General features: G+C 61.0%; 24 protein-coding genes, 1 tRNA gene and 1 pseudogene. 14 read left to right on the top strand and 12 right to left on the bottom strand.

Features of this window, described 5'->3' with window-relative positions:
- The first annotated feature begins 13 nt into the window (after positions 1-13).
- From D2V07_RS06610 to D2V07_RS06600, 3 genes are read left to right on the top strand one after another with little or no spacing between them, the layout of a single operon-like run.
- Positions 14-1,180: a thiolase domain-containing protein gene (locus D2V07_RS06610; RefSeq protein ID WP_119586141.1), complete on the top strand. Its 1,167-nt coding sequence runs from the start codon at positions 14-16 to the stop codon at positions 1,178-1,180.
- A gap of 5 nt (positions 1,181-1,185) precedes the next feature.
- Positions 1,186-1,893, top strand: a complete 708-nt coding sequence (locus D2V07_RS06605; RefSeq protein ID WP_119585906.1) for a CoA transferase subunit A — start codon at positions 1,186-1,188, stop codon at positions 1,891-1,893.
- The gene (locus D2V07_RS06600) at positions 1,893-2,528 is read left to right on the top strand and encodes a 3-oxoacid CoA-transferase subunit B (RefSeq protein WP_119585904.1); all 636 of its coding nucleotides are present in this window, start codon (positions 1,893-1,895) and stop codon (positions 2,526-2,528) included. Before D2V07_RS06605 ends, D2V07_RS06600 begins: the two co-directional genes overlap by 1 nt.
- A gap of 51 nt (positions 2,529-2,579) precedes the next feature.
- Here D2V07_RS06600 and D2V07_RS06595 read toward each other — a convergent pair whose 3' ends face one another.
- Together D2V07_RS06595 and D2V07_RS18375 are read right to left on the bottom strand one after the other, a co-directional pair.
- Positions 2,580-3,338: an SDR family NAD(P)-dependent oxidoreductase gene (locus tag D2V07_RS06595; protein ID WP_119585902.1), complete on the bottom strand. Its 759-nt coding sequence runs from the start codon at positions 3,336-3,338 to the stop codon at positions 2,580-2,582.
- 45 nt (positions 3,339-3,383) lie between these two features.
- Complete coding sequence (locus tag D2V07_RS18375; RefSeq protein WP_147366917.1) at positions 3,384-3,707, bottom strand: hypothetical protein; 324 nt, start codon at positions 3,705-3,707, stop codon at positions 3,384-3,386.
- Positions 3,708-4,032: 325 nt separating this feature from the next.
- On the opposite strand from D2V07_RS18375, the gene D2V07_RS06590 reads away from it, so the two are divergent.
- The 3 genes and pseudogenes from D2V07_RS06590 to D2V07_RS06580 all read left to right on the top strand — a co-directional run.
- Entirely contained in the window at positions 4,033-6,423 is a 2,391-nt protein-coding gene (locus D2V07_RS06590; RefSeq protein WP_119585900.1) for a TonB-dependent receptor, read from the top strand.
- 51 nt (positions 6,424-6,474) lie between these two features.
- The gene (locus D2V07_RS06585) at positions 6,475-8,025 is read left to right on the top strand and encodes an aldehyde dehydrogenase (RefSeq protein ID WP_119585898.1); all 1,551 of its coding nucleotides are present in this window, start codon (positions 6,475-6,477) and stop codon (positions 8,023-8,025) included.
- A 480-nt stretch (positions 8,026-8,505) separates the two neighbouring features.
- Positions 8,506-9,131 (top strand): annotated as a pseudogene (locus tag D2V07_RS06580) (transposase); the annotation flags it as partial.
- A 749-nt stretch (positions 9,132-9,880) separates the two neighbouring features.
- On the opposite strand, the gene D2V07_RS06575 reads toward D2V07_RS06580, so the two are convergent.
- Positions 9,881-9,955 (bottom strand) — tRNA-Val (locus tag D2V07_RS06575).
- 81 nt (positions 9,956-10,036) lie between these two features.
- Complete coding sequence (gene sppA / locus D2V07_RS06570; protein ID WP_119585896.1) at positions 10,037-11,941, bottom strand: signal peptide peptidase SppA; 1,905 nt, start codon at positions 11,939-11,941, stop codon at positions 10,037-10,039.
- A 112-nt stretch (positions 11,942-12,053) separates the two neighbouring features.
- Here sppA and D2V07_RS06565 point away from each other — a divergent pair, with 112 nt between their 5' ends.
- From D2V07_RS06565 to D2V07_RS06555, 3 genes are read left to right on the top strand one after another with little or no spacing between them, the layout of a single operon-like run.
- A complete protein-coding gene (locus tag D2V07_RS06565; RefSeq protein ID WP_119585894.1) occupies positions 12,054-13,085 on the top strand; it encodes an aspartate carbamoyltransferase catalytic subunit in 1,032 nt (343 codons plus the stop codon).
- On the top strand, positions 13,082-14,305 hold the full coding sequence (locus D2V07_RS06560; RefSeq protein ID WP_119585892.1) for a dihydroorotase: 1,224 nt from the start codon (positions 13,082-13,084) through the stop codon (positions 14,303-14,305). The genes D2V07_RS06565 and D2V07_RS06560 overlap by 4 nt, the downstream gene beginning before the upstream one ends.
- A complete protein-coding gene (locus D2V07_RS06555) occupies positions 14,295-15,068 on the top strand; it encodes an SDR family oxidoreductase (protein ID WP_119585890.1) in 774 nt (257 codons plus the stop codon). The genes D2V07_RS06560 and D2V07_RS06555 overlap by 11 nt, the downstream gene beginning before the upstream one ends.
- Before the next feature lie 63 nt (positions 15,069-15,131).
- On the opposite strand, the gene D2V07_RS06550 is transcribed toward D2V07_RS06555, so the two are convergent.
- Genes D2V07_RS06550 through D2V07_RS06540 form a run of 3 tightly spaced genes read right to left on the bottom strand, consistent with a single transcriptional unit; the run spans position 15,132 to position 17,787 of the window.
- On the bottom strand, positions 15,132-16,592 hold the full coding sequence (locus D2V07_RS06550) for an SPOR domain-containing protein (protein ID WP_119585888.1): 1,461 nt from the start codon (positions 16,590-16,592) through the stop codon (positions 15,132-15,134).
- 14 nt (positions 16,593-16,606) lie between these two features.
- Positions 16,607-17,053 (bottom strand): hypothetical protein, encoded by a 447-nt coding sequence (locus tag D2V07_RS06545; protein ID WP_119586139.1) that lies wholly within the window; start codon positions 17,051-17,053, stop codon positions 16,607-16,609.
- An 11-nt stretch (positions 17,054-17,064) separates the two neighbouring features.
- Positions 17,065-17,787, bottom strand: a complete 723-nt coding sequence (locus D2V07_RS06540) for a ParA family protein (RefSeq protein WP_119585886.1) — start codon at positions 17,785-17,787, stop codon at positions 17,065-17,067.
- A 262-nt stretch (positions 17,788-18,049) separates the two neighbouring features.
- Here D2V07_RS06540 and D2V07_RS06535 point away from each other — a divergent pair, with 262 nt between their 5' ends.
- The 4 genes from D2V07_RS06535 to bfr all read left to right on the top strand — a co-directional run bounded on the left by D2V07_RS06535 (position 18,050) and on the right by bfr (position 21,538).
- On the top strand, positions 18,050-19,252 hold the full coding sequence (locus tag D2V07_RS06535; RefSeq protein WP_119586137.1) for an SPOR domain-containing protein: 1,203 nt from the start codon (positions 18,050-18,052) through the stop codon (positions 19,250-19,252).
- A gap of 74 nt (positions 19,253-19,326) precedes the next feature.
- Positions 19,327-20,604, top strand: a complete 1,278-nt coding sequence (locus D2V07_RS06530; RefSeq protein ID WP_119585884.1) for a DUF418 domain-containing protein — start codon at positions 19,327-19,329, stop codon at positions 20,602-20,604.
- 107 nt (positions 20,605-20,711) lie between these two features.
- Entirely contained in the window at positions 20,712-20,903 is a 192-nt protein-coding gene (locus D2V07_RS06525) for a (2Fe-2S)-binding protein (protein WP_119585882.1), read from the top strand.
- Positions 20,904-21,034: 131 nt separating this feature from the next.
- On the top strand, positions 21,035-21,538 hold the full coding sequence (gene bfr / locus D2V07_RS06520) for a bacterioferritin (protein ID WP_119585880.1): 504 nt from the start codon (positions 21,035-21,037) through the stop codon (positions 21,536-21,538).
- 9 nt (positions 21,539-21,547) lie between these two features.
- On the opposite strand, the gene D2V07_RS06515 is transcribed toward bfr, so the two are convergent.
- The 5 genes from D2V07_RS06515 to D2V07_RS06495 form a co-directional block, all read right to left on the bottom strand.
- Positions 21,548-21,748, bottom strand: coding sequence for a hypothetical protein (locus tag D2V07_RS06515; RefSeq protein WP_119585878.1), 201 nt, complete (start codon positions 21,746-21,748; stop codon positions 21,548-21,550).
- Between the two features lie 132 nt (positions 21,749-21,880).
- Positions 21,881-22,390, bottom strand: a complete 510-nt coding sequence (locus D2V07_RS06510) for a DUF2721 domain-containing protein (RefSeq protein WP_119585876.1) — start codon at positions 22,388-22,390, stop codon at positions 21,881-21,883.
- A 20-nt stretch (positions 22,391-22,410) separates the two neighbouring features.
- The gene (gene der, locus D2V07_RS06505; RefSeq protein ID WP_119585874.1) at positions 22,411-23,895 is read right to left on the bottom strand and encodes a ribosome biogenesis GTPase Der; all 1,485 of its coding nucleotides are present in this window, start codon (positions 23,893-23,895) and stop codon (positions 22,411-22,413) included.
- 48 nt (positions 23,896-23,943) lie between these two features.
- On the bottom strand, positions 23,944-24,519 hold the full coding sequence (locus D2V07_RS06500; protein ID WP_119585872.1) for a DMP19 family protein: 576 nt from the start codon (positions 24,517-24,519) through the stop codon (positions 23,944-23,946).
- A gap of 28 nt (positions 24,520-24,547) precedes the next feature.
- On the bottom strand, positions 24,548-24,985 hold the full coding sequence (locus tag D2V07_RS06495) for a VOC family protein (protein ID WP_119585870.1): 438 nt from the start codon (positions 24,983-24,985) through the stop codon (positions 24,548-24,550).
- A gap of 86 nt (positions 24,986-25,071) precedes the next feature.
- On the opposite strand from D2V07_RS06495, the gene D2V07_RS06490 reads away from it, so the two are divergent.
- Positions 25,072-25,815 carry an SIMPL domain-containing protein gene (locus D2V07_RS06490; protein WP_119585868.1) on the top strand — a complete coding sequence of 248 codons (744 nt, stop codon included), beginning with the start codon at positions 25,072-25,074 and terminating at the stop codon, positions 25,813-25,815.
- Positions 25,816-25,878 lie beyond the last annotated feature (63 nt).

Raw genomic sequence — 25,878 nt, 5'->3', positions numbered from 1 at the left:
TTTGGAGATTATCGTGGACGCCTTCATCGTGGGTTGGGGTCATACTCCGTTTGGGAAGCATGACGCGCTTGATCTGGAATCGCTGATCCATGAGGCCGCCAGCCAGGCAATGGCTGGTGCAGGCGTGGAGGGCGCTGACATCGAAGGTGTCTGGCTAGGCCATTTCAATTCCGGAATGGTGCCCGATGGTTTCTGTTCCTCGATGATTCTGCACACTGATCCGGGATTGCGATTCAAGTCGGCCATCAGGTGCGAAAACGCCTGTGCTTCGGGTAGCGCCGCGATTTACTCCGCGCTCGATGCGGTCAATAGCGGCCGTTGCAAGATAGCTCTTGTTGTCGGTGCGGAAAAGATGAGCGCGCTCGATACGCAAGGCGTGACCACCGCATTGGGCGGGGCAAGCTATCAGGCCGAAGAAGCTGGCATGAGCTTCCCTCAGATCTTTGCGCAGTTCGCGCAGGCCTATGCAAACGCCTATGAAGATCCTGCTGAAGCGATGGCGCATATTGCCGTCAAGAACCACTCCAACGCATTGCGCAATCCGCTCGCGCATATGCGCAAGTCGGTTGATCTGGACTTCTGCATGTCGGTTTCGGACCGCAATCCGCTGATTGCAGATCCGCTGAAGCTAAGCGATTGCTCGCTGATCTCCGATGGCGCTGCTGCGGTCGTCATCGCTCACCGCGACGTTCTGAGCTCGTTTCAGAAAGCCGTTGGTTTCCGCGCTGCAGAGATGGTTAGCGATTACCTTCCCCTGTCGGCCAAACGTCTCGAACTGTTTGAAGGGCCGACATTGGCTGTGCAGCGCGCTTATCAGAAAGCGGGCATTACGGTTTCTGATGTCGATATCGCGGAAGTGCATGACTGCTTTACAATTGCGGAACTGCTATGTGTCGAAGCGCTTGGGCTGGCCGAACGCGGACAGGGTTCAGCGGTTGTCAGGGAAGGACAGACGCAGCGCGATGGCCGCTTGCCGATTAACCCGTCAGGTGGGCTGAAAGCCAAGGGGCATCCGGTCGGTGCCACAGGCGTATCGATGCACGTGATGATCGCAAGGCAATTGCTCGGGGAAGCAGGCGACATGCAGCTTGGGCAAGTGCCTGACCTCGGCCTGTGCCTTAATTTGGGTGGCGGCGCGGTCAACAGCGCGGTCTCGGTTCTCGAAGCTGTGAAGGGATAAAGGCGATGAGTCGGAAATATGCGAATGCGACCGAGGCGCTTGCCGGATTGCTGCATGATGACATGACTTTGTGCGTTGGTGGCTTTGGCTTGTGCGGTATTCCTGAAAGACTGATCAATGCAGTTAGAGATGCAGGTGTTCGCAACCTGACCGTCGTATCCAACAATGCCGGAATTGATGGCGAAGGTTTAGGCCAGCTTTTGCGGACCGGCCAGATTCGCAAGATGATTTCAAGCTATGTGGGTGAGAACAAGGAATTCGCCCGGCAATACTTGGCTGGCGAATTGGAAGTGGAATTTTGTCCGCAAGGCACGCTTGCAGAGCGCTGCCGCGCAGGCGGTGCGGGAATTCCTGCTTTTTTCACCAGAACAGGGGTCGGCACGCAGGTCGCCGAAGGTAAAGAAACGCGCGAGTTTGCTGGTCAGGAATATATCATGGAACGCAGCATACGTGGCGATCTTGCGCTGATTAAGGGTTGGAAAGCGGATGACGCAGGTAATATGATATTCCGCAAGACGGCCCGCAATTTCAATCAAGTGATGGCCACAGCCGCGCCGCTTTGCGTTGCAGAGGTTGAGGGGATTGTGCCTGTTGGGTCGATCGAACCCGACGCCGTTCATTTGCCCGGGATTTACGTCAAGAGACTGATATGCGGTGCGCCCTATGAAAAGAAAATCGAGTTTCGCACCGTCAGGACAAAGGAGGCTGCTTAATGCCATGGACGCGCAATGAGATTGCGGCCAGAGCCGCTGCTGAACTTGAAGATGGATTTTACGTCAATCTGGGTATCGGTATTCCCACCCTTGTGGCTAACAACATTTCCGATGCCACAAACGTCACGCTGCAATCGGAAAACGGTATGCTGGGCATTGGCCCTTTCCCTCTGGAGGGTGAGGAGGATGCCGACCTTATCAATGCGGGCAAACAGACGATCTCTGAATTGCCTTCATCCGCCTACTTCGGGTCTGCTGAAAGTTTTGCGATGATCCGCGGAGGACATATCGATCTTACCATTCTGGGCGCGTTGGAAGTATCTGAGCGTGGGGATATCGCCAACTGGATGATTCCAGGTAAGATGATCAAGGGCATGGGAGGCGCTATGGACCTCGTCGCGGGGGTCAAGCGCGTTATCGTAACTATGGATCATTGTAACAAAGGCGGAGAACCGAAATTCGTGCAGCAATGTAGCCTGCCGCTCACCGGGAAAGCGGTGGTCGATATGCTTATCACCGATCTTGGCGTTTTTGAGCGTCAGCTAAGTACCGGGCGTTTCCGTTTGTCCGAGATCGCGCCGAATGTGACGCGAGAGGAAATTGCTGCTCAGACCAGTGCGAGCTACGACGAATAGTGTTGAGACTGGCAGTGCGCGGCATTTGTCGCGCACCGCCAGTCTCGAATATCAGATCGCCAGCATCCCGCCATCAACGGCAAGTGAGGCCCCGGTTACGAAGCTGGCTTCATCGGACAGCAGCCACTTGATTGCGGAGCCGACTTCCCCCGGTTCGCAGAAGCGATTCATGGGATGCACCGCCACTAGTGCCGCCTCAAGCGTCGGATCGGTTTCCACCGCGCTCGTCAACATGGGCGTTTTGGTGCCCCCGGGAAGGACTGCGTTGATGCGAATGCCCTTGGTCGCGTAGTCAAGAGCGATGCCGCGAACCAGTCCCAGAACGCCGGCCTTGCTGGCACAATATTCGGCAGCGTTTTGCACCGCCACCATCGAACAAGTCGATGCGACATTGACGATCGAGCCGCCACCAGCTTCTACCATGGCGATCAATTGATACTTATTACACAAAAACAGACCGCGCAGATTGATATCCAGACATCGGTCCCATTCGTCCGCGCTCAACTCATGCAGCACTTTACCGCGCTGGGGGATGCCAGCCGCGTTACAGGCAGCATCCAGCTTCCCATATGAGCTTACAGCGGCCTCGACCAAGGCGATAACATCGCTTTCCTGCGAAACATCTGTTCTGATGAACTGCGCAACACCACCTTCATTGTTGATCTGCGCGATGATCTTGTTGGCACCAGCGTCGTCCAGGTCGGCAATTGTGATTCTATAGCCAGATTGGCTGAGATCTAGGGCAACGGACGCACCGATTCCGCTGCCTCCTCCGGTTACGATTGCTGACTTTGTGGGCGTTGTGCTCATGTCAAATCCTATAAAAGTGAAAGATAGATCATTATGTCGGTGTCGTCAGGATGGACTGGCGTCTATGAGTTGAACTCGAGTGGTGACGTCTCTGACGCGGATCACCTTACCATCCCATTTTTGTGAAAAATCATCGACTAAATCAGCAAAGGTCCTGCTCGCCATCATATCTGCGATCTGAGATGGTTCAGCGAACTCATAGAAAGCATAGTGAATTGTAGGGTCCTGATCGCTCCACGCTCGCCAACAACGGCTGGGTGAAAAGGCACGGGCGGCTTGCGGCAGATGGTCTTCGCCATACCATTGATCAAATGCATCGCGTGCGTTGGGGTCTATCAGCGTCGACTTAACCATCAATTGGGCTGTCATTGCCTCGGGCTCCTCAGCTGTTTGATGTTCGAAGTGACTATCCCTGGATCCTCCCAAGAGTCTGTCCCCGCTACAGGGGACTGACGACCGCCTGGGCTTCAAAGCTTGTGGTGCGTCTTGTTTGTATCACGCAATAGTCGGCTTGCGGGGAGCGACGAGTGCTTTTGGATAGCTGTTAGTATCCAAGGCGTCCCCCGTCTGCGGGACATACGTAAATGGGTGGGCCGCATAAACGTTCAAAACAATCGGACACACGGGCATGGGGATCGACATGGTGTGCTCTTTGTCACGATGTTAAAAAATAACATAATCTAGGGAGATTAGAATGATTTCGCGCACTATGACCGATCGGAATTTATGCAAAGTGGCTGGATTCTCTGTCACATCCTCTATTCTTGCGATGGCATTTTCGACATCCGCCCTTGCGCAAGCGATTCCGGAAGAAGGGGCCACGGATGCGCCGTTGAGCGGCAATGCCATAGTGGTGACAGCGAACAAGCGAGAGCAGGACCTAAACGATGTTGGTCTGGCGGTTTCCGTTGTGACTGGCGATGCGCTACAAGAGCGGGGCATCGTTTCGCTTGAGGACATCGCGCAGTCCATTCCTGGGCTCTCGTTCACGCCAACCGCAAACAGCACACCGGTTTACACCCTGCGCGGGGTCGGCTTTTATGAAACATCACTTGGTGCATATCCGACCGTGCCTATTTACATTGACGAAATGCCGCTTTCCTTTCCGGCGACGGCTGCTAATTCCGCTTTCGATCTCGAGCGGATTGAAGTTCTTAAGGGGCCGCAGGGAACCCTTTTCGGCCAAAACGCCACCGGCGGCGCAATCAACTATATTGCAGCCAAGCCGACCTTTGATCTTCAGGCGGGAATCAATTTGTCATATGGGCGTTTCAATGAAGTGACCGCAGAAGGATTTATCAGCGGTCCGCTGAGCGATACCCTACGTGCCCGCGTTGCAGGCAGGTATGAACGTGCCGACGGGTGGCAAATCAGCAATACACGGCCCAATGATCGCAATGGCGAGCGCGAAGTTATCGCTGGCCGGCTCCTGCTTGATTTCGAGCCGTCCGACGGCCTTCGCTTTCAACTGAACTTGAATGGTTGGCATGAAGGCGGCGAAACATTATCGCCGCAATATGTAGCGACCAACCCGCAGCAGCTTACGCTTGGGCCCGCAGTAGCCGCTGAACAATTCTCGCCACTCAATCCGCGTGCCGCCGACTGGACGCCAGGACTCCCGCGTAAAAGCAATGACATGGTCCAGGCGGGACTTCGCGCAGACATCGATGTTAGCGATTCAATTACGCTGACATCCTTAAGTTCATTTGTTCATTATAAGCAGGATCAGGCTCAAGAGGGTGACGGTTTGCGGGCCGTGTCGCTCGATCTGATCACAGACATTGGCGAAATCAACAGCTTTGCGCAGGAGCTTCGCATCGCCAATGATGGGGGTAGCGCATTCCGCTGGCTGCTAGGTGCCAATCTTGAGCTTAGCGAAGTTGATCAGTTGCTTGAAGTAAGCTGTCCGGACTCTTCGACCGCACCGCTGTTCTTTCCTGACTGCGGGGTCAACTACTTTGCCAATCAAGAAATGACAAACTACGCCTTCTTTGGCAATTTCGAATATGAATTTTCGAATACGCTGACTCTCAAAGCTGGTGCTCGCTATACCCAGTCAGAACGCGATGCAGAGCTTTGCTCGAGAGACGTTTCAGCCACCGGAGATACGGGAAGTTTCTTCTATGACATTCTTTTGGGCGGAGCCCTTGGCCCCTATCCCACTGGCGCATGTTATACGATTAATGATCAAGGGGAAACGATAAACGGCGTGGCTCCTTTCGCCCCAGGCGCCTTCGCCGACTCGCTAGACGAGGACAATATCTCATGGCGTGTTGGGCTTGATTGGAGCCCTACGCCGGATCTTTTGTTTTATGGCAATTTGGCGAGGGGATATAAGGCTGGTAGTTACCCAGCAGTATCGGCAACGACATTTACTGCCTTCCTCCCGGTCAAGCAGGAGTCAGTTCTATCTTACGAAGCAGGTCTCAAGGCTGGTGTCTTCGACGGAGCAATGAATATCGCTGCTGCAGGTTATTTTTATGACTATACTGATAAACAAATTCGTTCGAAGCGGCTTGCAGCGCCTTTTGGCATTCTCGATGTTTTACAGAACATCCCTTCTTCTGAAGTGCTCGGCTTCGAAGTAGAGCTCTCTGGCAGTCCGGCGCCCGGTCTGACTACATCGGTCGCGTTCAATTACACAGATGCACAAATCAAAGACTTCACGGGTATTAATGCTGCGGGGGTCGTGGCATCCTTTGATGACACGCGTGTCCCCTTTACGCCGAAATACCAAGTTTCCGGCAATTTTGATTACGAAACTCGGCTTTCTAATTCAATTGATGGCTTCATAGGCGGGTCTGTGAGTTACCGTTCTAGCACAGTTGCGATTATTGGGGGTGACTTTCAGACGCCCACGATTACCGAATCGGCGGTTGGAAATCCTTTTGTTATCGATAGCTACACGACGGTCGATCTTCGGGCAGGGATATCGTCGGCCAATGATACTTGGCGCATTTCAATCTTTGGTAACAACGTATTTAATGAGTATTATTGGACCAATGTTGTCGCTTCCTTTGACACGATCGGTCGCTACACTGGGGAGCCAGCCACATATGGCGTATCTTTAAGCTACCGTTACTAAAATTGGGTCCGGTTGGTCCGCTAGGGCCAGCCGGCTCAATAAAGCATTTTCATGTATTTCGGTTTCGAAGTTTGGGTAAATACGCGTTTTCACATTCGTAAGGAAAGTGTCTTGAATACTCATGGTAATTCTGCTGTGCCCTTCGGTCATCATCATCAGCTATTTATCGGAGGAGAGTGGATAACTCCTTCTTCCGATAGTAAGTTTGACGTGATTGCACCGGCGACCGAGATGCTTTATGTCAGTGTGGCTGAGGCGCAGGAAGCGGACATGCGCAGAGCTGTCGCATCTGCGCGTTCTGCGTTCGACCTAGGCCCCTGGCCGCTTATGTCCCATGCAGAACGAGCGGACTATTTGCGAGCAATAGCTGACGGGCTTGATGGCAGAGCTGCCGACGTAGCCCAGACTTGGCCTAATGAGATGGGAATTCTTCATTCCACGGCGCAGTTCTTTGCGGGCAGTATGGGCAGCGTTTACGCGTATCATGCTGATCTGGCAGACACTTTCCAGTTTGAGGAAAGGCACGTTCCGCAGGCTGGCGGAGAACTCGGTTTGCTCGTGCGAGAGCCAGTTGGCGTGGTTGGTATCATTGTGCCATGGAACGCGCCTATTAATCTTATTGCCAACAAATTAGCACCAGCTCTTCTTGCTGGCTGCACTTGCATCATCAAGGCTTCACCGGAAGCCCCAAGCTCAGCCTATATAATGGCTGAAATTGCAGAGGCGGTCGGCATTCCGCCTGGCGTAATCAATGTCATTACAGCTGACCGGGAAGTTTCCGAACTTCTCGTTCGGCATCCCGATATCGACAAGATAAGTTTCACAGGATCGACGGCCGCGGGTAAAAGAATTGCGAGCATCTGCGGCGACAAGATCACGCGCTTCACGCTTGAATTGGGAGGCAAGTCAGCGGCGGTAGTCCTTGATGATTATGATGTGAATGAGGTTGCGGAGGCCCTTGTCGGCCCTACATGTCTGATGTCGGGGCAAGTGTGTTCATCGCTTACCAGAATTATCGTTGGTCGGAACCGGCATGATGACCTGGTAGATGCTCTCAGTGCACGATTTGGGGAAATCACCGTAGGCGACCCATTCGATTCGGGCTCGGAAATTGGGCCAATTGCTATGCAGCGCCAGCTCGACCGGATCGAACGGTTGATCCAAACCGGAATCAGCGAGGGTGCGAAACTAGCAGTTGGCGGAAAGCGGCCTGCGCATTTGAACCGAGGCTTCTTCATAGAGCCTACTGTTTTCGGCAACGTCGAGAATGATTCCACCCTCGCACGCGAGGAGCTGTTTGGACCAGTACTGAGCGTAATCGCTGCAGACAACGAAGGGCACGCGATTGATCTTGCGAATGACACGATTTACGGTCTCAACAACTCGGTTTTTACCAACGATCCAGACCGGGCTTACAAGGCTGCGCGGAGATTGAGGTCGGGTACCGTCGGTCACAACAATTTCCGCACCGATTTCAGCATCGCGTTTGGTGGATTCAAGCAGTCTGGAGTCGGACGTGAGGGGGGGGTTGAAGGTCTATTGCCCTATTTAGAAAGTAAGACGATAATTCTTGAAGGTAGACCTTCGCACATTTCTGAATGACAGGTTCAGAGTTGAGGCGCGCTACTTGAAAGTTTAGCTGCAATGGCCAGGACAGAAGGAATGCCAGAACCATGGGGTTTGCTGGGTATGATCCGGCGATCCTAGTTTTGTGTCGACATCTTTCAGGAATTTCTTTGCTCAATAACATTGTCACTTTGGAGAGGCTTTCGTGAAGAGCACTGGAGGAAACTCACTTCCGGTGGCGTGTTATGATTGCGGACGTGAGGTTCTCTAGCTCTAACGCCGAAAGCGGGAGAAATCTACGACATTGCGGACTTAGCTCTGTGTGACGTGACGCATGAACAGCCGATGCACTGTGCCGATCCCGACTGGCGCCGCGCTCGATCAGTCGTGCCTGAACCTTGACCAGTGTCATATCGCCCTGTTCGGCAATCAGCTCCTGAATGAAGCCGCGATACGCTTCGATCTTTTCTGAATGTCACCGGTCACCGCCCCGCGGCTTGGCCACAGGCTGGTTTTGCTCCAAGTGACGTGATGGCGGCGGCGGTGACACGTCCGAAGATGCGGTTAGTCTCGCGGTGAAGACCGTTGAACAGCAGGCGGTATTGATGCTCCACAAGAGCCGCAGCCTGATGGTGCGACAGGTGACCCATCAACACCTTGCGAGGGCACCTGGCTGAGTACATTATCGTAGCCGGGGTCAGCCAGTGAGGTCGACGGTTAGAGGCGCAGATGTTCGAATGGCACCGCGCCGATGAGACGAGCCTGCGGTTCGTCATGATCCCGGGCGTCTGTCCGATCGCCGCGTCGGCCATATCAGCGGCGGTGCCAGCTGCTTCTCAGTTCCGATCAGGGCGACAGTTTGCGGCATGGCTTGGGCTCAGGCCTCGAGCGAACAGCTCCGGCGGCAAAGAACGACTGGGCGGTATCACCAAGTGATGGCTACTTGGGACGGCTGCTCGTGGTCGGCGCGACTGCAGCGATGCGCATGATGCGCAAAAGCGCTGAACCGCAGCCGTAGATGGCCGCAGTTCTTCGAACGCAAGCCTGCGAAGATCGCGACGGTCGCGCTCGCTAGCAAAGCAGCGCGCATTGCGTGGCCGGTTATGTCGCGCAAGGAAGTCTACGCGGCGCCAGCCGTGTGACCGTCGTCCGCACCGCCGGATGATGCCCGGCGGCAGGATGGCGTATGGCGCAGGGGTCGGTGAGTAGTGATGACGAACCGGTCAGACCGGGGCCGGCAAAACCTAGGGATCACATCGCTTCGAGCGCGATGACGTGATTAGAGGGCCGGCCTGCGGACTTCATCAGGCTAGTAGCCATACGGTGCTGCGCGAACAGGCCGAACACCTAGATGCCCCCGACCGATGCTCATCGCTAGCTAAAAACACTCTTGCGCCGTAGGGGGCGTCTACACACGGATATGTAACAGGCGCATCATTGTACAGCTACGCTGGTGCAAGGGGCCGTCCACTCCATCACGTCACAACGCACGTTGTCTCTTGCGGATCGCGGGAGAAACCATGACCTCAAAGCGAGCCGCCGCCGGGTGACAACTCAAGCCGACGTCGATCGCGGCAACAACTCTGTGCGAGGGTCTAGTGGAAGTGTTCGTGCCAGCAACGCTGGCCTCCTCCACCAACAGAAAGTCTGAATCGCAACGCCGCCGCAGTCCTACCGAGGCGGTTCGTGTGGAAACCGCTCTAAGAATTGATCTTCTCGTTTGCGGTGAGCGAATGGTTTTGGTTGTCGGCAGAATTTGATTCCGCTTGCAAGGGGGGTAAATTGATACGGCGAACGTCTCCTTTAGGAAGAAGCCTTGAAATTTCGACTCCGAACTTTTTCATACTCGTTTCATACGACGAGCAGCTCGGTCATCTAAGTCATTGAAAAATGGTGGGCGCGGCAAGGATTGAACTTGCGACCCCACCCGTGTGAAGGGTGTGCTCTACCACTGAGCTACGCGCCCGCCGATTCACGGCAGGGGCGGGCCTTTGCCATTTTCGCCCGGCCAAGACAAGGCCTGTTTGCGGGCGAACGCTACAGTCCGTCAGTCGAAGGCGAGTTTCGCCAGCATGCCCAGCCACGTCGGCCCGGAACCCTTCGGGTTTATCGGACGTGCTCCGCTTGGGACGGCGGCGCATTCCAGGCACCGTGCCTGCACACCCTCGGCTGCCATGAAGCTGTCGATGCTCTGCATCACCTGGCCCAGTTGTGCGGTCTCCCGCCGGGCGAAGATGGAAGCGAGATCGCGGCTGCCTTCCTGGCTGGCATCGTTGCCGCCGAGCAGCAACTGGGCGAGCAGCGTGTCATAGGTCGGTGTGCTGTCGCCCAGGTAGCGTACTTCGTAGGCGCCTTCGTCCAGGTTGGCCCGGCCCGCAGCCCAGGCGATCGCAGCATCGAGATCGCCGAACTGGTCCACCAGCCCGAGCTGCCGGGCGGCGCCGCCATCCCACACGCGGCCTTGGCCAAGCTCGTCGGCGCGTTCCGGGGTGATGCCGCGCGCTTCGGCCACCAGCGCCAGGAAGCGGGCGTAATAGCTTTCCGTCGATGCCTGCAGCAGGGCGTTTGCCTCCGGCGTGAACCCAGCGAGAATATCCGGCTGGCCGGAAAGCCCGGTGGTGCGCACGCCATCGGTGGTGACGCCGTATTCGGCCAGCACCCCTTCGAAACTGGGGATGACCAGGAAAACGCCGATCGACCCGGTCAGCGTTTCCGGCTCTGCAAAGATGCGTTCGGCGGGCGTGGCGATCCAGTAGCCACCGCTAGCGGCGTAATTGCCCATCGATACGGCCACGGGCGTTCCGGCTTGGCGATGGCGCATGATTGCACGCCGGATCGTTTCGGACCCGGTGACGGTGCCGCCGGGCGAGTTGACCCGCACCACGAGTGCGTCGAGATCGTCATCCAGCGCATTGTCCAGCAGGCGGGCGATGCGCGTCGCGCCCGCAGAACCGGGCCCGGCCTCGCCGTCGCTGATCTCGCCAGCCACGGTTATCACGCCGATGCGGCCGTCGCCCCCGGTATCGACCTTCCCTCGCGCTTCGGCCAGCCACGGATCGTACTGCGTCGCAGCGAACGATCCCGGCTCGTCGGACCATTCGTCCTCGCCGACTTCGTTGGCGATCCGCTCACCCCATTCGACCCGCGTACCGATCCGGTCCGCCAGTCCGGCTGCCAGTGCGGCCTGCGCGGGATCGTTGTTCGAGGCTGCCATCCATTCGGCGACATTCTCTGTCACCAGTTCGATGTCGGCCTGGGGGCGGGCGGTAGTCACGTTGGCGCGCCATTCCTGCCACAGCGTTGCCAGCAGCTGCGTGAGATTTTCCCGCGCTTCCGGAGACATGCCTGCCTGGGTCCACGGTTCAACCGCGCTCTTGTACGCGCCCACGCGGAAGACGTTGGCGGTTACGTTGAAGCGTTCCAGCGCCTGCCCGAAATAGGGGCTTTCCCCGCCGGGCCCCATGATTACAACGCCGCCCATCGGGTCCACCCAGATCTCGTCGGCATGGGCAGCCAGCAGCACGGCATCGTCACCATAGGCGTAGGCGTAGGCGTAGACAGGCTTGCCCGCGGCGCGGAACCTGTCGAGCGCGCCGGAGATTTCGCTCATGTGCACGGCCCCGCCGCCCAGGAAGCCGGTGAGGTCAAGTGCAAGCACTTCCACCCGCTCGTCGCCCGCCGCCTCGTCAATAGCGAGGACAAGGTCGCGCGCGGCATATTCGCGTATCGGGATCGACTGCGAGAGAAGGGCCTGGATAGGGTCGATGGGGGACACTTCCTCCACCACGCTGCCGTCGATATCCAGCAGCAGCGCGCCCTCGCGCACCATGCCGGGATTGGGCCGTGCGCTGAGGATGGCAAACAGGGCCACGAAGAACAGCAGCAGGAATATCAGCGCCAGCGCATCCTTTACGCCGACCAGCAGCCGCCAGACCTTGCCTGCAAATGCCATGTAATCACGATCCCTTTTGCCAATAATCGCACACATCTAGGCGGCGATTGCGGCAAGGGCCAGAGATAAGAGCTTGAGCGGTCGATGAGGCTCGACTAAGGGCCATGCTTTAATGACATCGCCGAAAAACGCCTCCTCCGGCAGCCGCTTTCCCAAGGGCGGAAGAGCCTTTCCGCACCGCGACCTGATCGGCATTTCTTCGCTGGAACGGCACGAGATCCTCTACCTGCTGGCAGAGGCCGAGCAGTACGTCGCGTTCAACCGGCAGCCGGCCAAGCATTCCGAGCAGCTGGCGGGCCTCACCATCATCAATGCCTTCTTCGAAAATTCCACCCGCACGCTGCTTTCGTTCGAGATCGCGGGCAAGCGGCTGGGGGCGGACGTTGTCAATATGTACGCAGCGCAGTCGAGCGTGAAGAAGGGCGAGACGCTGATCGACACCGCCGTCACACTGAATGCCATGCGCGCCGATGCCATCGTTATCCGCCATGCCAGCAGCGGGGCGGTGGGGCTGATTGCCAGCAAGGTCGACTGCCCTGTCCTCAATGCCGGTGACGGTCAGCACGAGCACCCCACGCAGGCACTGCTGGATGCGTTGGCGCTGCGGCACAAGCTGCGCGAGCGTGGCGAGGACGCGGAAGATTTCACCGGCATGACGGTGACGATCTGCGGAGATATCCTGCATAGCCGCGTGGCCCGTTCCAACATCCTGTGCCTGCAGGCGCTGGGTGCCACGGTGCGCCTGTGTGCGCCTCCCGCACTGATGCCTGCCGGGATAGAGCGGATGGGCGCGCAGCCGTTCCACGATTTCGATGCCGCGCTGGATGGCAGCGACGTTGTGATGATGCTGCGCCTGCAGAACGAGCGGATGGACGGGCAATTCATCCCCTCTCCGCGCGAATACCGGTATCTCTATGGCCTGACTCCGGAACGCCTCGCACTGGCCAGGGTCGATGCCATCGTCATGCATCCCGGGCCGATGAACCGCGGGGTGGAGATCGACAGCACCGTGGCCGATATGGATGGACGATCGATCATCACCAGCCAGGTGGAGATGGGTGTCGCAATCCGCATGGCCTGCCTCGACGTGCTGACGCGCAAGGCGCGCGCTGTTCCCGGCTGGGGGGAGGGGGAATGGGTATGAAGCAGGTGCGCCCCTTCACCATCGTCAACGGCACGCTGGTTTTGCCGGATGGCCTGAAAGATGCCGCCTTGCGCTGCGCCGATGGCCTGATCGGCACGGGCGAAGCGCATGATGGCGACGAGGTGATCGATGCCCGTGGCAAGCTGGTGACGCCCGGCATCGTCGATCTCGGCGTTTTCGCAATCGACAAGCCAGCCTTCCACTTTGGCGGCATTACCCGCGCCGCGCTGATGCCGGACCTCTCCCCGCCGCTGGACTATCCGGCGCGGGTGCGGTTCATGGCGACAAGCGGCAAGCCCGATCTGTGGGTTCACCCGCTGGCCGCCGCGACGCAGGGGCTGGACGGCGCGCATCTGGCCGAAATCGCGATGATGCGGGAGGCTGGCGCCCTGGCGATTGCAACCGGCCGCCGGTGGATTGCCGACAGCGGCGTGATGCTGCGCCTGCTGCAATATGCCGCAATGCTCGACATGGTCGTCGTCACCCATGCCGAGGATGGCGGAATTGCGGGCAAGGCGGCGGCCACCGCAGGCGAAATAGCGACACGGCTGGGCCTTCCCAGCGCCCCCAAGGAGGCGGAAGCGCTGGCGCTGGCGCGCGATATTGCGCTCGCTGAAATGAGCGGCGCGCGCGTGCACGCCCGGCAGGTTACCACCCGCGCCGGTTGTGAACTGGTGCGAACCGCAAAGGCGCGCGGAGTGAACATTACCGCCGGGGTAACGCCCGCCCATTTCATGCTCAGTGACATCGCGATGGGCGACTACCGCACCTTCACCCGCCTTTCGCCGCCGCTGCGCGAGGAGGATGACCGGCATGCCGTGATCGAGGCTATCGCCGATGGCACGATAGACGTGATCGCCAGCGGCCACGATCCGCGCGGGCCGGAGGACAAGAACCTGCCCTTCGCCGACGCCGCGCCGGGCATGGCGGGTGCCGAGACCCTGCTGGCCATGACCCTGACGCTGGTACGTGACGGAGTGATCGACATGGTGCGCGCCTTCGACCTGCTCGCCCGCAATCCGGCGCGGCTGCTGGGAGTCACGGCGGGATCGCTGGAGGACGGGCTGGAGGCGGACATCGCGCTGCTCGATCCAGAGGCACCCTGGATCGTGGATTCGCGCGAGATGGCGGCAGCTGCGGGCAATACGCCGTTCGACCGGCAGCCGGTGCAGGGCCGGGTGACGGCGCTTTGGAAGGGGGGAGTGCGCATTGACACATGATTTCACGGGCAAGCGGGCGCTTGTGACAGGGGCCGCATCGGGCATCGGCGCTGCCGCAGCGCGCGCACTGGCGGAGGCGGGCGCAGAGCACCTGGTCCTCGTCGATCTCGACAAGGAGCGATTGGCGGCGATGGACTTGCCGTGCGCCGTTTCGCTGCACGCGGGCGATGTCGCGGACGAGGCGCTGTGGGACGCGGTAGAGGCCGACGCTAGCGATGGAGGCACCACGCTCGACGCAGCCTTCCTCAACGCCGGTATTCCGGGCCAGCCCGCAACCTTTGCCAAGATGTCGTTCGCGGAATGGCGCAAGGTGATCTCGGTCAATCTCGACGGACTGTTCCTTTCGCTGCGCAGTTCCATGCGGCTGGCGAGCGACGGTGCGGCCATCGTCCTAACCGCTTCGGTTGCGGGCGTAAAGGCGGAGCCGGGGATCGGCCCCTACGGCGCATCTAAAGCCGGAGTCATCCACATGGCAAAGATCGCGGCGAAGGAAGGCGCGCCCCGCCGGATACGGGTGAACGCCATCGCGCCGGGCGGCGTGGATACCGGCATCTGGGACGGGGTGCCGTTCTTCGATAACCTGGTGGCAAAGCATCAGGGCGATCGTGCAGGAGCGCTTTCGGCAATGGCCGAGGGGATGACCCCGATGGGCCGCTTCGAAAGCGCCGAGGAGATCGCCGGCCAGGTGCTGTTCCTGCTATCGGGTGCATCCGGCACGATGACCGGTACGACGCTGGTCAGCGACGGCGGATATTCGCTGTAGATAACGAAAAAGCCCCCTTCCGCGGTTGCGGAAAGGGGCCTTTCAAAAGCGTTGGCTTTGCGATCAGCGGCGGGCGAGCATGACGCCGCCACGATCCACCGCACCGGGCAGCGGGCTGCTGGCAGCCCAGGTGATGCAGCCTTCGCCGGAATTCGACCCGTTCACGTTGGCGCACATCGAACGGCTGGAAGCGACGTTGAAGCCACCTGCCGAAACGCGCCAGTAGCGCTTGCCGCGCACCACCGCTTCGGTGATGACCATTTCGTGGTTGGCGAGATCCGGGTGGCGACTGACGTAGATGCCCCAGGCGCGGCGAGCGCCCTGTTCGCTGGAGAAACTGCCAAGCTGCACAAGGTGCGTGGCGTCGGCCACCGGACCAGCCGAAGCGACACGGGCCATCGCGGGTTCGGCCGCCGGGGCCGGGCGCGCTGCCGCGGCACGCGGCGCGGCGGCAGTTTGGGCATAGCGGCGCGCGGCGGGGCGCGGCGAAGCTTCGCCGGCCTGCCGGTTGGCACGCTCACGGGCCGGTTCCTGCGCCAGCGGCGAGCTGACCAGGGCCATGGTGTCGGTGGTGACGGGGGCAAGTGCCGGGATTTCGGAAGTGGGCCGGGCGAACGATTCGGCAAAGCTCACGTCGGGCGCAGGACCCTGTTGGTAAGTGTCGAGCCCGATTTCCGGCTCGTTGCTGGCCGAAACCGGCGCATCGGCCACGGGATCGAGCGCCGCCAGTTCGCCGCCAGGGGCAGCGGGCTGCATGGCCTGGACGGCCATCTGTTCCATGGCGGGGCTGCTATTCAACGCCAGGTGCATCGGCTGGCCACCATCGCGCACTCCGGCAGGGACGCCCAGCAAGCCCGCGACACGGGTTTGATAGGCCTCGGCATGGGTCATCTGCGCCCATTCCTGCATGCGTGCGCCAACCTGGTCGGCGGGAACATCCTGCTCCACCATCACGCGCGCATCGCGCCAGCGCCCGGCCACGGCATAGGCATAGGCGAGGTTCTGGCGCACCTTGACCGTGTTCTGGCCCTGGCGGATCGCGTTGGTAAGAACGTGAATGCCGCGCTCGGGTTCTCCGGCCAGCGCCAGGGCAAGGCCAAGGTCCGCTGCGGCGATCTCGCCTTCCCAGTCGCGCAGCAGCGCAGAGGCTTCGGCGAAGCGGCCCTCTCCGGTAAGGGCGAGGGCGAGGCTGAGAGCGGCGCGCGGGCTGTTGTCACCCAGCGTCATCGCATCCTGGAAGGTGGTGGAAGCGGAGGCGAAGCGGCCTTCCTGCAGGTAGGCATTGCCCAGAGTCAGGCGATACTGCGCGTTGTGCGGCTCTGCCGTCACGGCGAGTTCGGCGTGCTGGATCGCTTCGCTGGTGTGTCCGCGATCCATCGCGTGCTGCGCATCGGAAGCGGCGACTGCGGCGGTCGGCATCGCGTTTCCGGCACAACCAGACAGCAATACCGCGGCCATCGCCGTGGAAATGCCGAGGCCGATTGCCGATTTGCGGTTGTGCTTGCCGTTTGTTGGGCCGTTCATCGGATAGCTCCCCTTCAGGACTTGCTCTTGTTGCCGGCGACGTGCGCGGCGATGGAATCGAGTTCGGGAATTTCGGACAGGAAACGGTCGAGCGCCTCGGTCACCAGTTCCTGCGCGCTGCAATCCTGCATCGTGCTGGCAAGCCGCAGCTTGAGGTGGCGTTCGGCATCGAGGCGCAGCGTGAATGCGGCGCGTCGTCCCTGCTCCACGGCCTTGCGACGTTCGCGCAGGGAGGCCGTTTCCGCGATATCGTTCGCCACTCGCAGGGGCACGACCTGGTCTTCGAAACCCATGTCGTTCCAACCCAGCGCTGACTGGCTTTCGGCCAGGTGGTCGAAATCGTCACCCAGCGTGGCGGTGCGGTCGTTCTGGGTCAGTTGCACCCGCATGGCGGGCTTTGCCGTGCCCTTGCGGGCCAGCAGCATGGGGCCGAGCGAGGCGAACGAATTGCTTTCAGACATGGCGCGCCCCATTACTGTGCGACGCGGCGGCCAAAGCCCCCGCCCTGGGCGCGGGCTGCGCCATTGGCCTGCCCGGCCTTGCTGCCGGGGGTAGCGAATACCGTACGGCGGAAATTCTTTTCGAGGCGATCGGCGACATAGTGCCACAGGGCAGTGACTTCCTGCGCGCTGCGACCTTCGGGGTCGACTTCCATCACCGTGCGGCCATCGATCATCGAGGCGGCGAAATCGGTGCGGTGGTGAATGGTGATCGGGGCCACTGTGCCGTGCTGCGACAGCGCGACCGCGGCTTCGGAGGTGATCTTCGCCTTGGGCGTCGCCGCGTTGACCACGAAGATCAGCGGCTTGCCGGCACGTTCGCACAGGTCGACCGTGGCACCCACGGCGCGCAGGTCATGCGGGCTGGGGCGGGTGGGAACGACCATGAGTTCCGCCACCGAGATCACCGACTGGATGGCCATGGTGATGGCGGGCGGCGTATCGATGACCGCCAGCTTGAAACCCTGCTGGCGCAGGATCGCGAGATCGTTTGCCAGCCGGGCCACGGTAGTCTGCGCGAAAGCGGGATATTCCGCCTCGCGCTCGTTCCACCAGTCGGCCAGCGATCCCTGCGGATCGATGTCGATAAGCACGACCGGGCCTGCGCCAGCGCGCTGCGCCTGGACAGCGAGGTGTCCGGATAGAGTGGTCTTACCCGAGCCACCCTTCTGCGATGCCAATGCCAAAACGCGCAACGCGATTCCCCCTAGAACAAGCGACCCGACCAAGTCTCATTTCGGGCCTTCGCCTATTGGCTTCGCAGACTACCCTTTATTTTGGGTTAATTCGGCCCGGCTTCCGGACAGCTTTTCGTCGATCGTGATCGCGGGGCGAGGGCTTGGCCGCGACCGGCATGCGTGTGTGCGGACCGGAAATTTGCTGCGGATAAACGCTTTGCTAATGGCTCGTTTACTATGCCATCGTGCAGATCGCCTCTTGGGGGACATGAGAATGGCAATGGCTGACAACACAAGAACCGTCTGGACGAAGGCGGCCGGAGCGCTGGGAGCGCTGGCCGCGCTGGCACTGGCCGCTCCACTTGGTGCGACAGTGCGCGACGGCGTGGATGCATGGTCTCGCGGAGACTATGCCGCGGCAGTGGCGGAGTGGCAGGGACCGGCAGAGGCGGGCGATCCCGATGCCATGTTCAACATGGGCCAGGCCTATCGGCTGGGCCGCGGCGTGCCAACCGACATGGAGCGGGCAGAAGAGCTCTATCGTCAAGCCGCCCTGGCAGGGCACCTTCAGGCCGCCGATACCTATGGCCTGATGCTGTTCCAGGGTGGCCGCCGGGAAGAGGCGCTTCCTTATGTGCAGGCCGCCGCCACCCGCGGCGATCCGCGTGCGCAGTATCTTATCGGCATTGCCCACTTCAACGGCGACATGGTGGAACGGGACTGGGAGCGCGCCTATGCCCTGCTGACGCTGGCGAACGGAGCCGGACTGCCGCAGGCTGGCCCCGCCATCGAACAGATGGATGCCTTCATCCCGCTGGAACAGCGCCAGAGCGGTGCCGCGCTGGCGCGCCGCCTGGAAACGGAGGCGGAGCAGGCGCGGTCGGTACAACTGGCCGCAGCAGACCTTTCGGCGCCTGCATCAGTGCCGGGGCAAGATCCGATACAGACCACGACGCCTCCAGCGGCGCGGCCTTCTGCGCCAGAAACTGCGCCAGAAACTGCGGCGGTATCGCGGGTGCCGCGTCCGATCCCTTCGGTTTCGGTCTCGCCCTCCGTCGCCGCCGCGCGTGACGCGGTGGAGCAGGCCCGGCAGGCGACCGGCATGGAAGATCCGGCGCAGGCCGGGGCAAGCTATGCCCGGTCCACACCGGCCCCTGCACCGCGACCTTCCCCGCCGCCGCAGCGTGCGGCGGTCGCCGCCGCGCCACCTGCAACGGCAGCAGCGCCTGCACCGCGTCCGGCGGCTGCGAGGAGCGGACCGTGGCGGGTGCAGCTTGGTGCCTTCGGCGTTGCCGGCAATGCCGAGCGGTTGTGGAGCAGGGTTTCGGGCCGAGCGGAGCTGGCCGGGCGCCAGCGGCTGTTCCTGGACCGGGGACGGGTAACGGTCGTGCAGGCCGGTGGTTTTGCATCGCAGGCAGAGGCACAGTCGGCCTGTTCCAGCCTCCAGCGTGCCGGGATCGACTGCCTTGTAACGCGTAACTGACCGGCCACGCGATTGCTTCCCAAACCGCCGGTGCCCCGCCATAACGCTGGCGGGTTGCACAGGAGGGAAGCAGCATGACGCAGGAAATGGCGACGCCCGACGGCGAGATGCAGGAGTTGAAGCCTGCCGCGGCGGGCGAGCGGCTTGCCAGCCTCGATTTCATTCGCGGGTTCGCGGTGCTGGGGATCCTGGCTGCCAACATCGTGGCTTTTGGCCAGCCGTGGAGTGCCTATTCCTGGCCCGACGCTTTCCTGACCGGTCACGATACCACCGCCGACTGGCTGTGGGTGGTGCAATTCGTCCTCATCGACGGCAAGATGCGCGGGCTGTTCACCCTGCTGTTCGGTGCCGGGATGGCGCTGTTCATGGAAAAGGCGTGGGAGCGCGGCGCGACCCGCACGCTGCTGGCGCGGCGGCTGGTGTTTCTGCTGCTGTTCGGCCTGATCCACTACTTCTTGATCTGGCGCGGCGATATCCTGATCCTCTATTCCGTGGCCGGGTTCGGCGCGATGTTTTTCCTGCGGATGACCGCGGGCAAATTGCTGACGCTGGGGCTGATCGGATATGTGGTCGGCGCGCTGTTCTACGCTCTCACTTTCGGCTCTGCCTATTTCATGGCGGAAACGTCGCTGGGGCAGGCAGAGGGGATGGAAGAGGCGCGCGCCTCCATCGCCGAGGGCAAACAAGCTGCCATCGCCGAAGATGCGGCGGAAGTCCCCATCATGACCGAAGGCTCCTACGCCGATTTCGTCGTGCACAATTTCGCCGAGCACGCCGCCGATCCGTTCAACGCAATTTTCCTGTTCGTCTTCGAGACGCTGCCGTTGATGCTGATTGGCATGGCCTTCTACCGGTTTGGCTGGTTCGGAACGGGTGGCGACACGGGCAAACGCCGTGCATGGGGCTGGGGCCTGTTTCTCACCGGCGCCGGGCTGTGCCTGTGGCTGGCGCTGTGGGCCAAGGCAGGCGGCTTCACCTACTGGGGTACGCTCTCGGCGATGATGGCTTTCTCCATGCTGCCCCGCCTGCCGATGGTCCTGGGCCTTGCACTTTTGCTGGCCCTGTATGGCAATGCCGCCAGCGGCTGGCTGGCAGAGCGCCTGTCTGCCGCGGGCCGCGCTGCCTTTACCAATTACCTGGGCACGTCGGTGCTGATGATGCTGATCTTCCATCCCTGGGCGGGGGGCCTGTGGGGCGAGCTGACCCGGCCGGAGCTATACCTTGTCGTGGCCCTTGGCTGGGCAGTGATGCTGGCCTGGTCGCGCCCGTGGCTCGCAAAATACCGCTACGGCCCGCTGGAGTGGCTGTGGCGCTGCCTGACCTACGGGAAGGTGTTCGCGCTGAAGCGATAACAGGCGAAACGATCTTGAGAATTGTTCGCAAATAGCTTGCTAATGCAATTTAGTCGCATTAACTTGACGTCAATTCAAAGGATCAGTTTCGAGAGATTCGCACGCCCATGTACACCTGCATCTGCAACGCCATTCGGGAAGATGACCTGCGCAAGGCTGCGCGGCAGCATCGTGGCGGTGCGGAATCGGTCTACGCGAAGCTGGGCAAGCGGCCCAATTGCGGCCAGTGCCTGGAAGAGGCAGAGGGCGTTATCGCGGAAGAGCGAGAGGCCCTGGCCTGTCCCTTGGCCGCTGCCTGACCTTACCTGATTTGCATTCGCAATAGCGCGGTTTTCCGCCATTTTTCGCGGTTTGCGCGTTCGCTTTCGCTTGCATTGAGCCAGCGTTCCTGACCAACTGCCTTTCAGGAATTTCACCCAGGAGACATGCCATGAAGGGCGATGCCAAGGTCATCGAATATTTGAACAAGGCTCTCACCAACGAGCTGACGGCGATCAACCAGTACTGGCTGCACTACCGCGTGCTGAACGATTGGGGCGTCTACAAGCTGGCCGAGTACGAGCGACACGAGTCGATCGACGAGATGAAGCATGCCGACTGGCTGGCCGATCGTATCCTGTTCCTGAACGGGCTCCCCAATTTCCAGGCCCTGCACAAGCTGAAGGTGGGCGAAACCGTCGAGGAAATCCTGAAGGCCGATCTGGAACTGGAGTACGAAGCGATCCCGCTGCTGCGCGAAGCTGCCGACTACTGCCAGGAGGTGAAAGATTTCACCTCGGGCCAGCTGTTCGAGAATATCCTCGCCAGCGAGGAGGAGCATGTCGACTTCCTGGAAACCCAGTTCGACTTGATCGAGCGGATGGGAATCCAGAATTACGTGCAGCTTAATTCGAAGGCTGCGGGAGAAGGTGAGAACGACGCGGGAGCGGCCTGACGGCTGTCCCTAGCTTACGTGCCAGTAGGAGGAGCCGCCCACGTGGCGCTTCTCCAGCCGGGCGACCAGCTTCTCGCCATCGCGCAGGCTGGCCTGGCCATCCGCCAGGTTGATATCCGCCACCACCAGCGCGGTCGCGATGTCCGGCACGTCAAAGCTCTGCGGTGCGCCGCTGGCATCGGTCCGAAAATCAAGCTGATAGCGCTGCATTAATCCCTTCACCTCCTGGGCCTCAACAGAGCCCAATCATTACAACACCATAAAAGCGTGACGGGGGTGAGGCAGGCGGCTCGGTCTGTCGGATAAACCAGTCGCTTCGCCGCAGGTCGTGCGAAATCCGGGTTAGCCGATTTCTTCCTCGCGCTTTCGCGCCAGGATTTCGCGGCTGCGCTTGCGCCGTTCGCGCGCCGTGGCGCGGGCAAGGCTGGTCTCGCGGAAGAAGAGCAGCAGGGCACCGGACAACTGCACCATCGTGGCGACCCACAAGATGGCCACCAGCGTACCGATGCGCGGTTCGATGAAAGCGCTGATGAACAGCACGGCAACCACCACGCAGATGGTGAGGGCTGCAAGCGTCGACAGGTTCACTGCCTTTTGCGCATAGCTCTGCCGCTGGATCAGCGCAGGCAGTTCCTCCACCTCGCGTCCGGCTTCACCCATCTCCTCCTGCCGTTCGATCAGTTCGATCCGGTCGAACAGCCATGTCAGGCGAAGGTTCATCACGTTCAGCATCGCGCCGATCGCTGCCAGCAGGAACACCGGCGCGAGGCTCAGTTGCACGATCTCCTGCACGCGGGCCGTGCTGGATGTGCGTTCGATCAATTCACCGGTCAGGGAAAGCGTTTCGAACATGGGCACCTCAGTCGCGGACCCTAGTCACGGCCCTGGCCGCCGCTGAACTTGCCGCCACCGCCGCGATTGGAATCGTAGGGGTTCTTTGCCGATTTGAGCGTCAGGCGCACCGGCACAGCGCCGAAACCGAGTTTGCGGCGAATGTCGTTGAGCAGGTAGCGCTCGTAACTGGCGGGCAAATCGTCGAGCCGCGAACCGAAGATGACGAACCGCGGCGGCCGGGTGCCGACCTGGGTGATATAGCGCAGCTTGATCCGCCGTCCGCCGGGGGCAGGCGGGGGATTGGCTCCCAGCGCATCGTCGAACCAGCGGTTGAGCGCGGAGGTCGGCACGCGGCGGCTCCACGCCTCGCGCAGTTCGAATGCGGCAGCAAGCATCGTGTCCAGCCCCTTGCCGGTCATGGCGGACACCGCGAACAGCGGCACGCCCTTGAGCTGCGAGAGGCCTTCTTCCAGCGCGCCGCGAATGCCGTTGAACAGCCCGCTGGGATCCTCGGCGATGTCCCACTTGTTGATCGCCACCATCAGCGCGCGTCCCTCGTCGATCACCTGGCTGGCGATCTTCAGGTCCTGCACTTCCAGCCCGCGCGTCGCATCCAGCAGCAGCACGACCACCTCGGCATAGTCGACGGCGCGAAGGCCATCCTGCACGGACAGGCGCTCCAGCTTGTCGACCACCTTGGCGCGTTTGCGCATCCCGGCCGTGTCGATCAGCTTGATGATCCGCGTCTCGCCCGATTTCGGATCGGTCCATTCCCAGTCGATGGCGATGGAATCGCGCGTGATCCCGGCCTCCGGACCTGTCAGCATGCGATCTTCGCCCAGCAACCGGTTGACCAGCGTGGACTTGCCCGCGTTGGGGCGGCCCACGATGGCAAGGCTGAGCGGGGCGGCGGGATCGATCTCTTCCAGCTCTTCCCCGGCTTCCGCAGCGGCCCGCGCCTTGTCGGCGGCAATCGCGGCTTCGGCGTCGGCCTCCAGCTGCATCAGGTCGGCTTTCTCGTCGATCAGCGGGATGAGCGCGGAATAGAGGTCGGCCACGCCTTCGCCATGCTCGGCGCTGACGGGCACGGGTTCGCCAAGGCCCAGCGAATAGGCTTCGAGTATGCCGCTTTCGCCGGCATTGCCTTCGGACTTGTTGGCAATCAGCACCACGGGCACTTCCTGCTGTCGCAGCCAGCGACCGATTTCCTCGTCCAGCGGGGTCAGGCCGGCGCGCGCGTCGATCACGAACAGCGCGGCATCGGCGCCTTTCAGCGAGACCTGCGTCTGCGCCAGCATCCGTCCGGGCAGGGACCTGTCGTCCTCGTCTTCCCAACCGGCGGTATCGACGGCTTCGAACTCGAGGCCTGACAGGCCCGCCAGCCCCATGCGCCGGTCGCGCGTCACGCCGGGCTGGTCATCGACCAGCGCCAGCCGCTTGCCAACCAGCCTGTTGAACAGGGTCGACTTGCCGACATTGGGGCGGCCGATGATGACCACCTGGGGGAGCCTGCGCGTTTTCATGGGCCGCAGGTGGCGCTTGTTTGCGCGAATCGCAAGCTAAGAACGCGGCTAGTGGCCCTTGTGCCCCTGCGGATCGCGGTTGCGAGCGGCCAGTTCGTAAACAACACTGTGCCAATTTTCGGCGGGAACAGGAAACAGCGTGAGGCTGTCTTTCAACCATCTTTCGAGCGGCGCGAAGATGCTTTCGCGGTCCAGAGCGAAAAGGCGCTTGTCGAGGGCATCCAGAACCTGATCGCGCCAGTCGGCCTTGTGAAACGTCTTTGGACTGGTGCGCTCGTAGGCCAGCAGATCGGCGTAGATCCGCTCCACTTGCGGTATCTCGACGTGTTTCAGGCAGGCAGATACCAGACCGACATCGTCCGCGCCCCATTCCGAATTGCCGATGAACTGCGCGTGCCCGCCGTTGTAGACCTCTCCAACATAGATCTTGAAAGCCGCGCCCATCAGCGCGGGCTGCGGAATGGATGCCATCGGATAGCGGCCGCTCTGCATCATCGCGAAGGTGAAGTCCGCGATATCCATGCACAACAATTCGGGATCGTCAGCGCCTGCGTGTCCGGCGCGAACAATGACCGAATCGATGGCCACGTTCGTCGCGGCCTTGGGATGATCCCAGAAGTACATGGATCGGACGGGCGAGGGCTTCCGTGGCCTACCAGGTGCCGGTGTTTTCCATGCTGGCCCACGGTTCCTGCGGATCGAGGTGGCCGTCCTGCAGCAGTTCGACGCTGATGCCGTCCGGCGAGCGGACGAAGGCCATGTGCCCGTCGCGCGGGGGGCGGTTGATGGTGACGCCCGCGTCCATCAGCCGCTGGCAGGTCTCGTAGATGTTCTCGACTCGGTAGGCGACGTGGCCGAAATTGCGGCCGCCATCGTAGGTTTCGGGCGCGCTGCCGTCTTCGGGCGGCCAGTTGTAGGTCAGTTCGAGCTCGGCGACCCCCTCCTGCCCCGGCGCGGCGAGGAAGATCAGCGTGAAACGGCCCTGCGGCACGTCCTTGCGGCGCACTTCCTCCACGCCGATCAGCTTGAAGAAATCCAGCGTCGCGTCGGCATCGGTGACCCGAATCATGGTGTGCAGGTACTGGGTCATCGGAAAACTCCATTCATCGCTATTCAAACACGGTTCATCGCTCTCAGGTTAAGCGGTATCGTGGTGCACGAACCTGGAGAGCAGCGATGACCGATTATAGTGACGATACCCCTCCTTCCCAAGCCGGATCATTCTGGAAATCTCCGCTGGTGGCTGCATCGGCGATCGTTGCCATCGGCCTAGGCGTGGGCGGGTTCATGACGGGTGACGGGCTGGTGCGGGCGAAAATGGCCGATCGCACCGTGACCGTGCGCGGCCTGGCGGAACGCGATGTCGTTGCTGACCTTGCTGTGTGGACGCTGTCATACTCCTCCACCGCTGGAAATCTGGCCGAGGCGCAAAGCAGCGTCGACCGGGACACCCAGCAATTGCGAGAGTTCTTCGCCGGACTCGGCTTCCCCGAAGACGCGTTGCAGCCGGTATCGGTAAGCGCGTCCAGCTACACGCCCGATGACGGGATCACGCGTTTCACCGTCAACCAGCGCATGAGCCTGCGCACCGACGATGTCGACCGGGCGCAGCAGGCGGTGCGGCGCGAATTCGAGCTGGTGCGGCGCGGCGTGCTGCTGGAAAGCTCCAACATGAGTTTCAGTTTCACCGGGCTGGAGCGGATCAAGCCCGAAATGGTGGCCGAAGCGACGCAGGATGCACGCGGCGCGGCGGAACAGTTCGCCAAGGATTCGGGCGCGGGCGTTGGCAGCATCCGCAGCGCGACGCAGGGCTATTTCTCCATCACCGCGCGTGATGGCGACGAGAACGGCTGGGGTCAGGCCGATTCGCCGTTCAAGAAGGTGCGGGTCGTCACCACCATCGACTTCATGCTGGACTGATACCGCATGCGAAAGGGCCCGCACCGTTGCCGGTACGGGCCCTCCCGTTCCTCGCTTTACGCG

Source organism: Aurantiacibacter zhengii (assembly GCF_003584125.1).
Lineage (GTDB): Bacteria > Pseudomonadota > Alphaproteobacteria > Sphingomonadales > Sphingomonadaceae > Alteraurantiacibacter > Alteraurantiacibacter zhengii.
The sequence above is the reverse complement of the archived record's forward strand: the minus strand, read 5'-3'. Positions and strand labels throughout refer to the sequence as shown.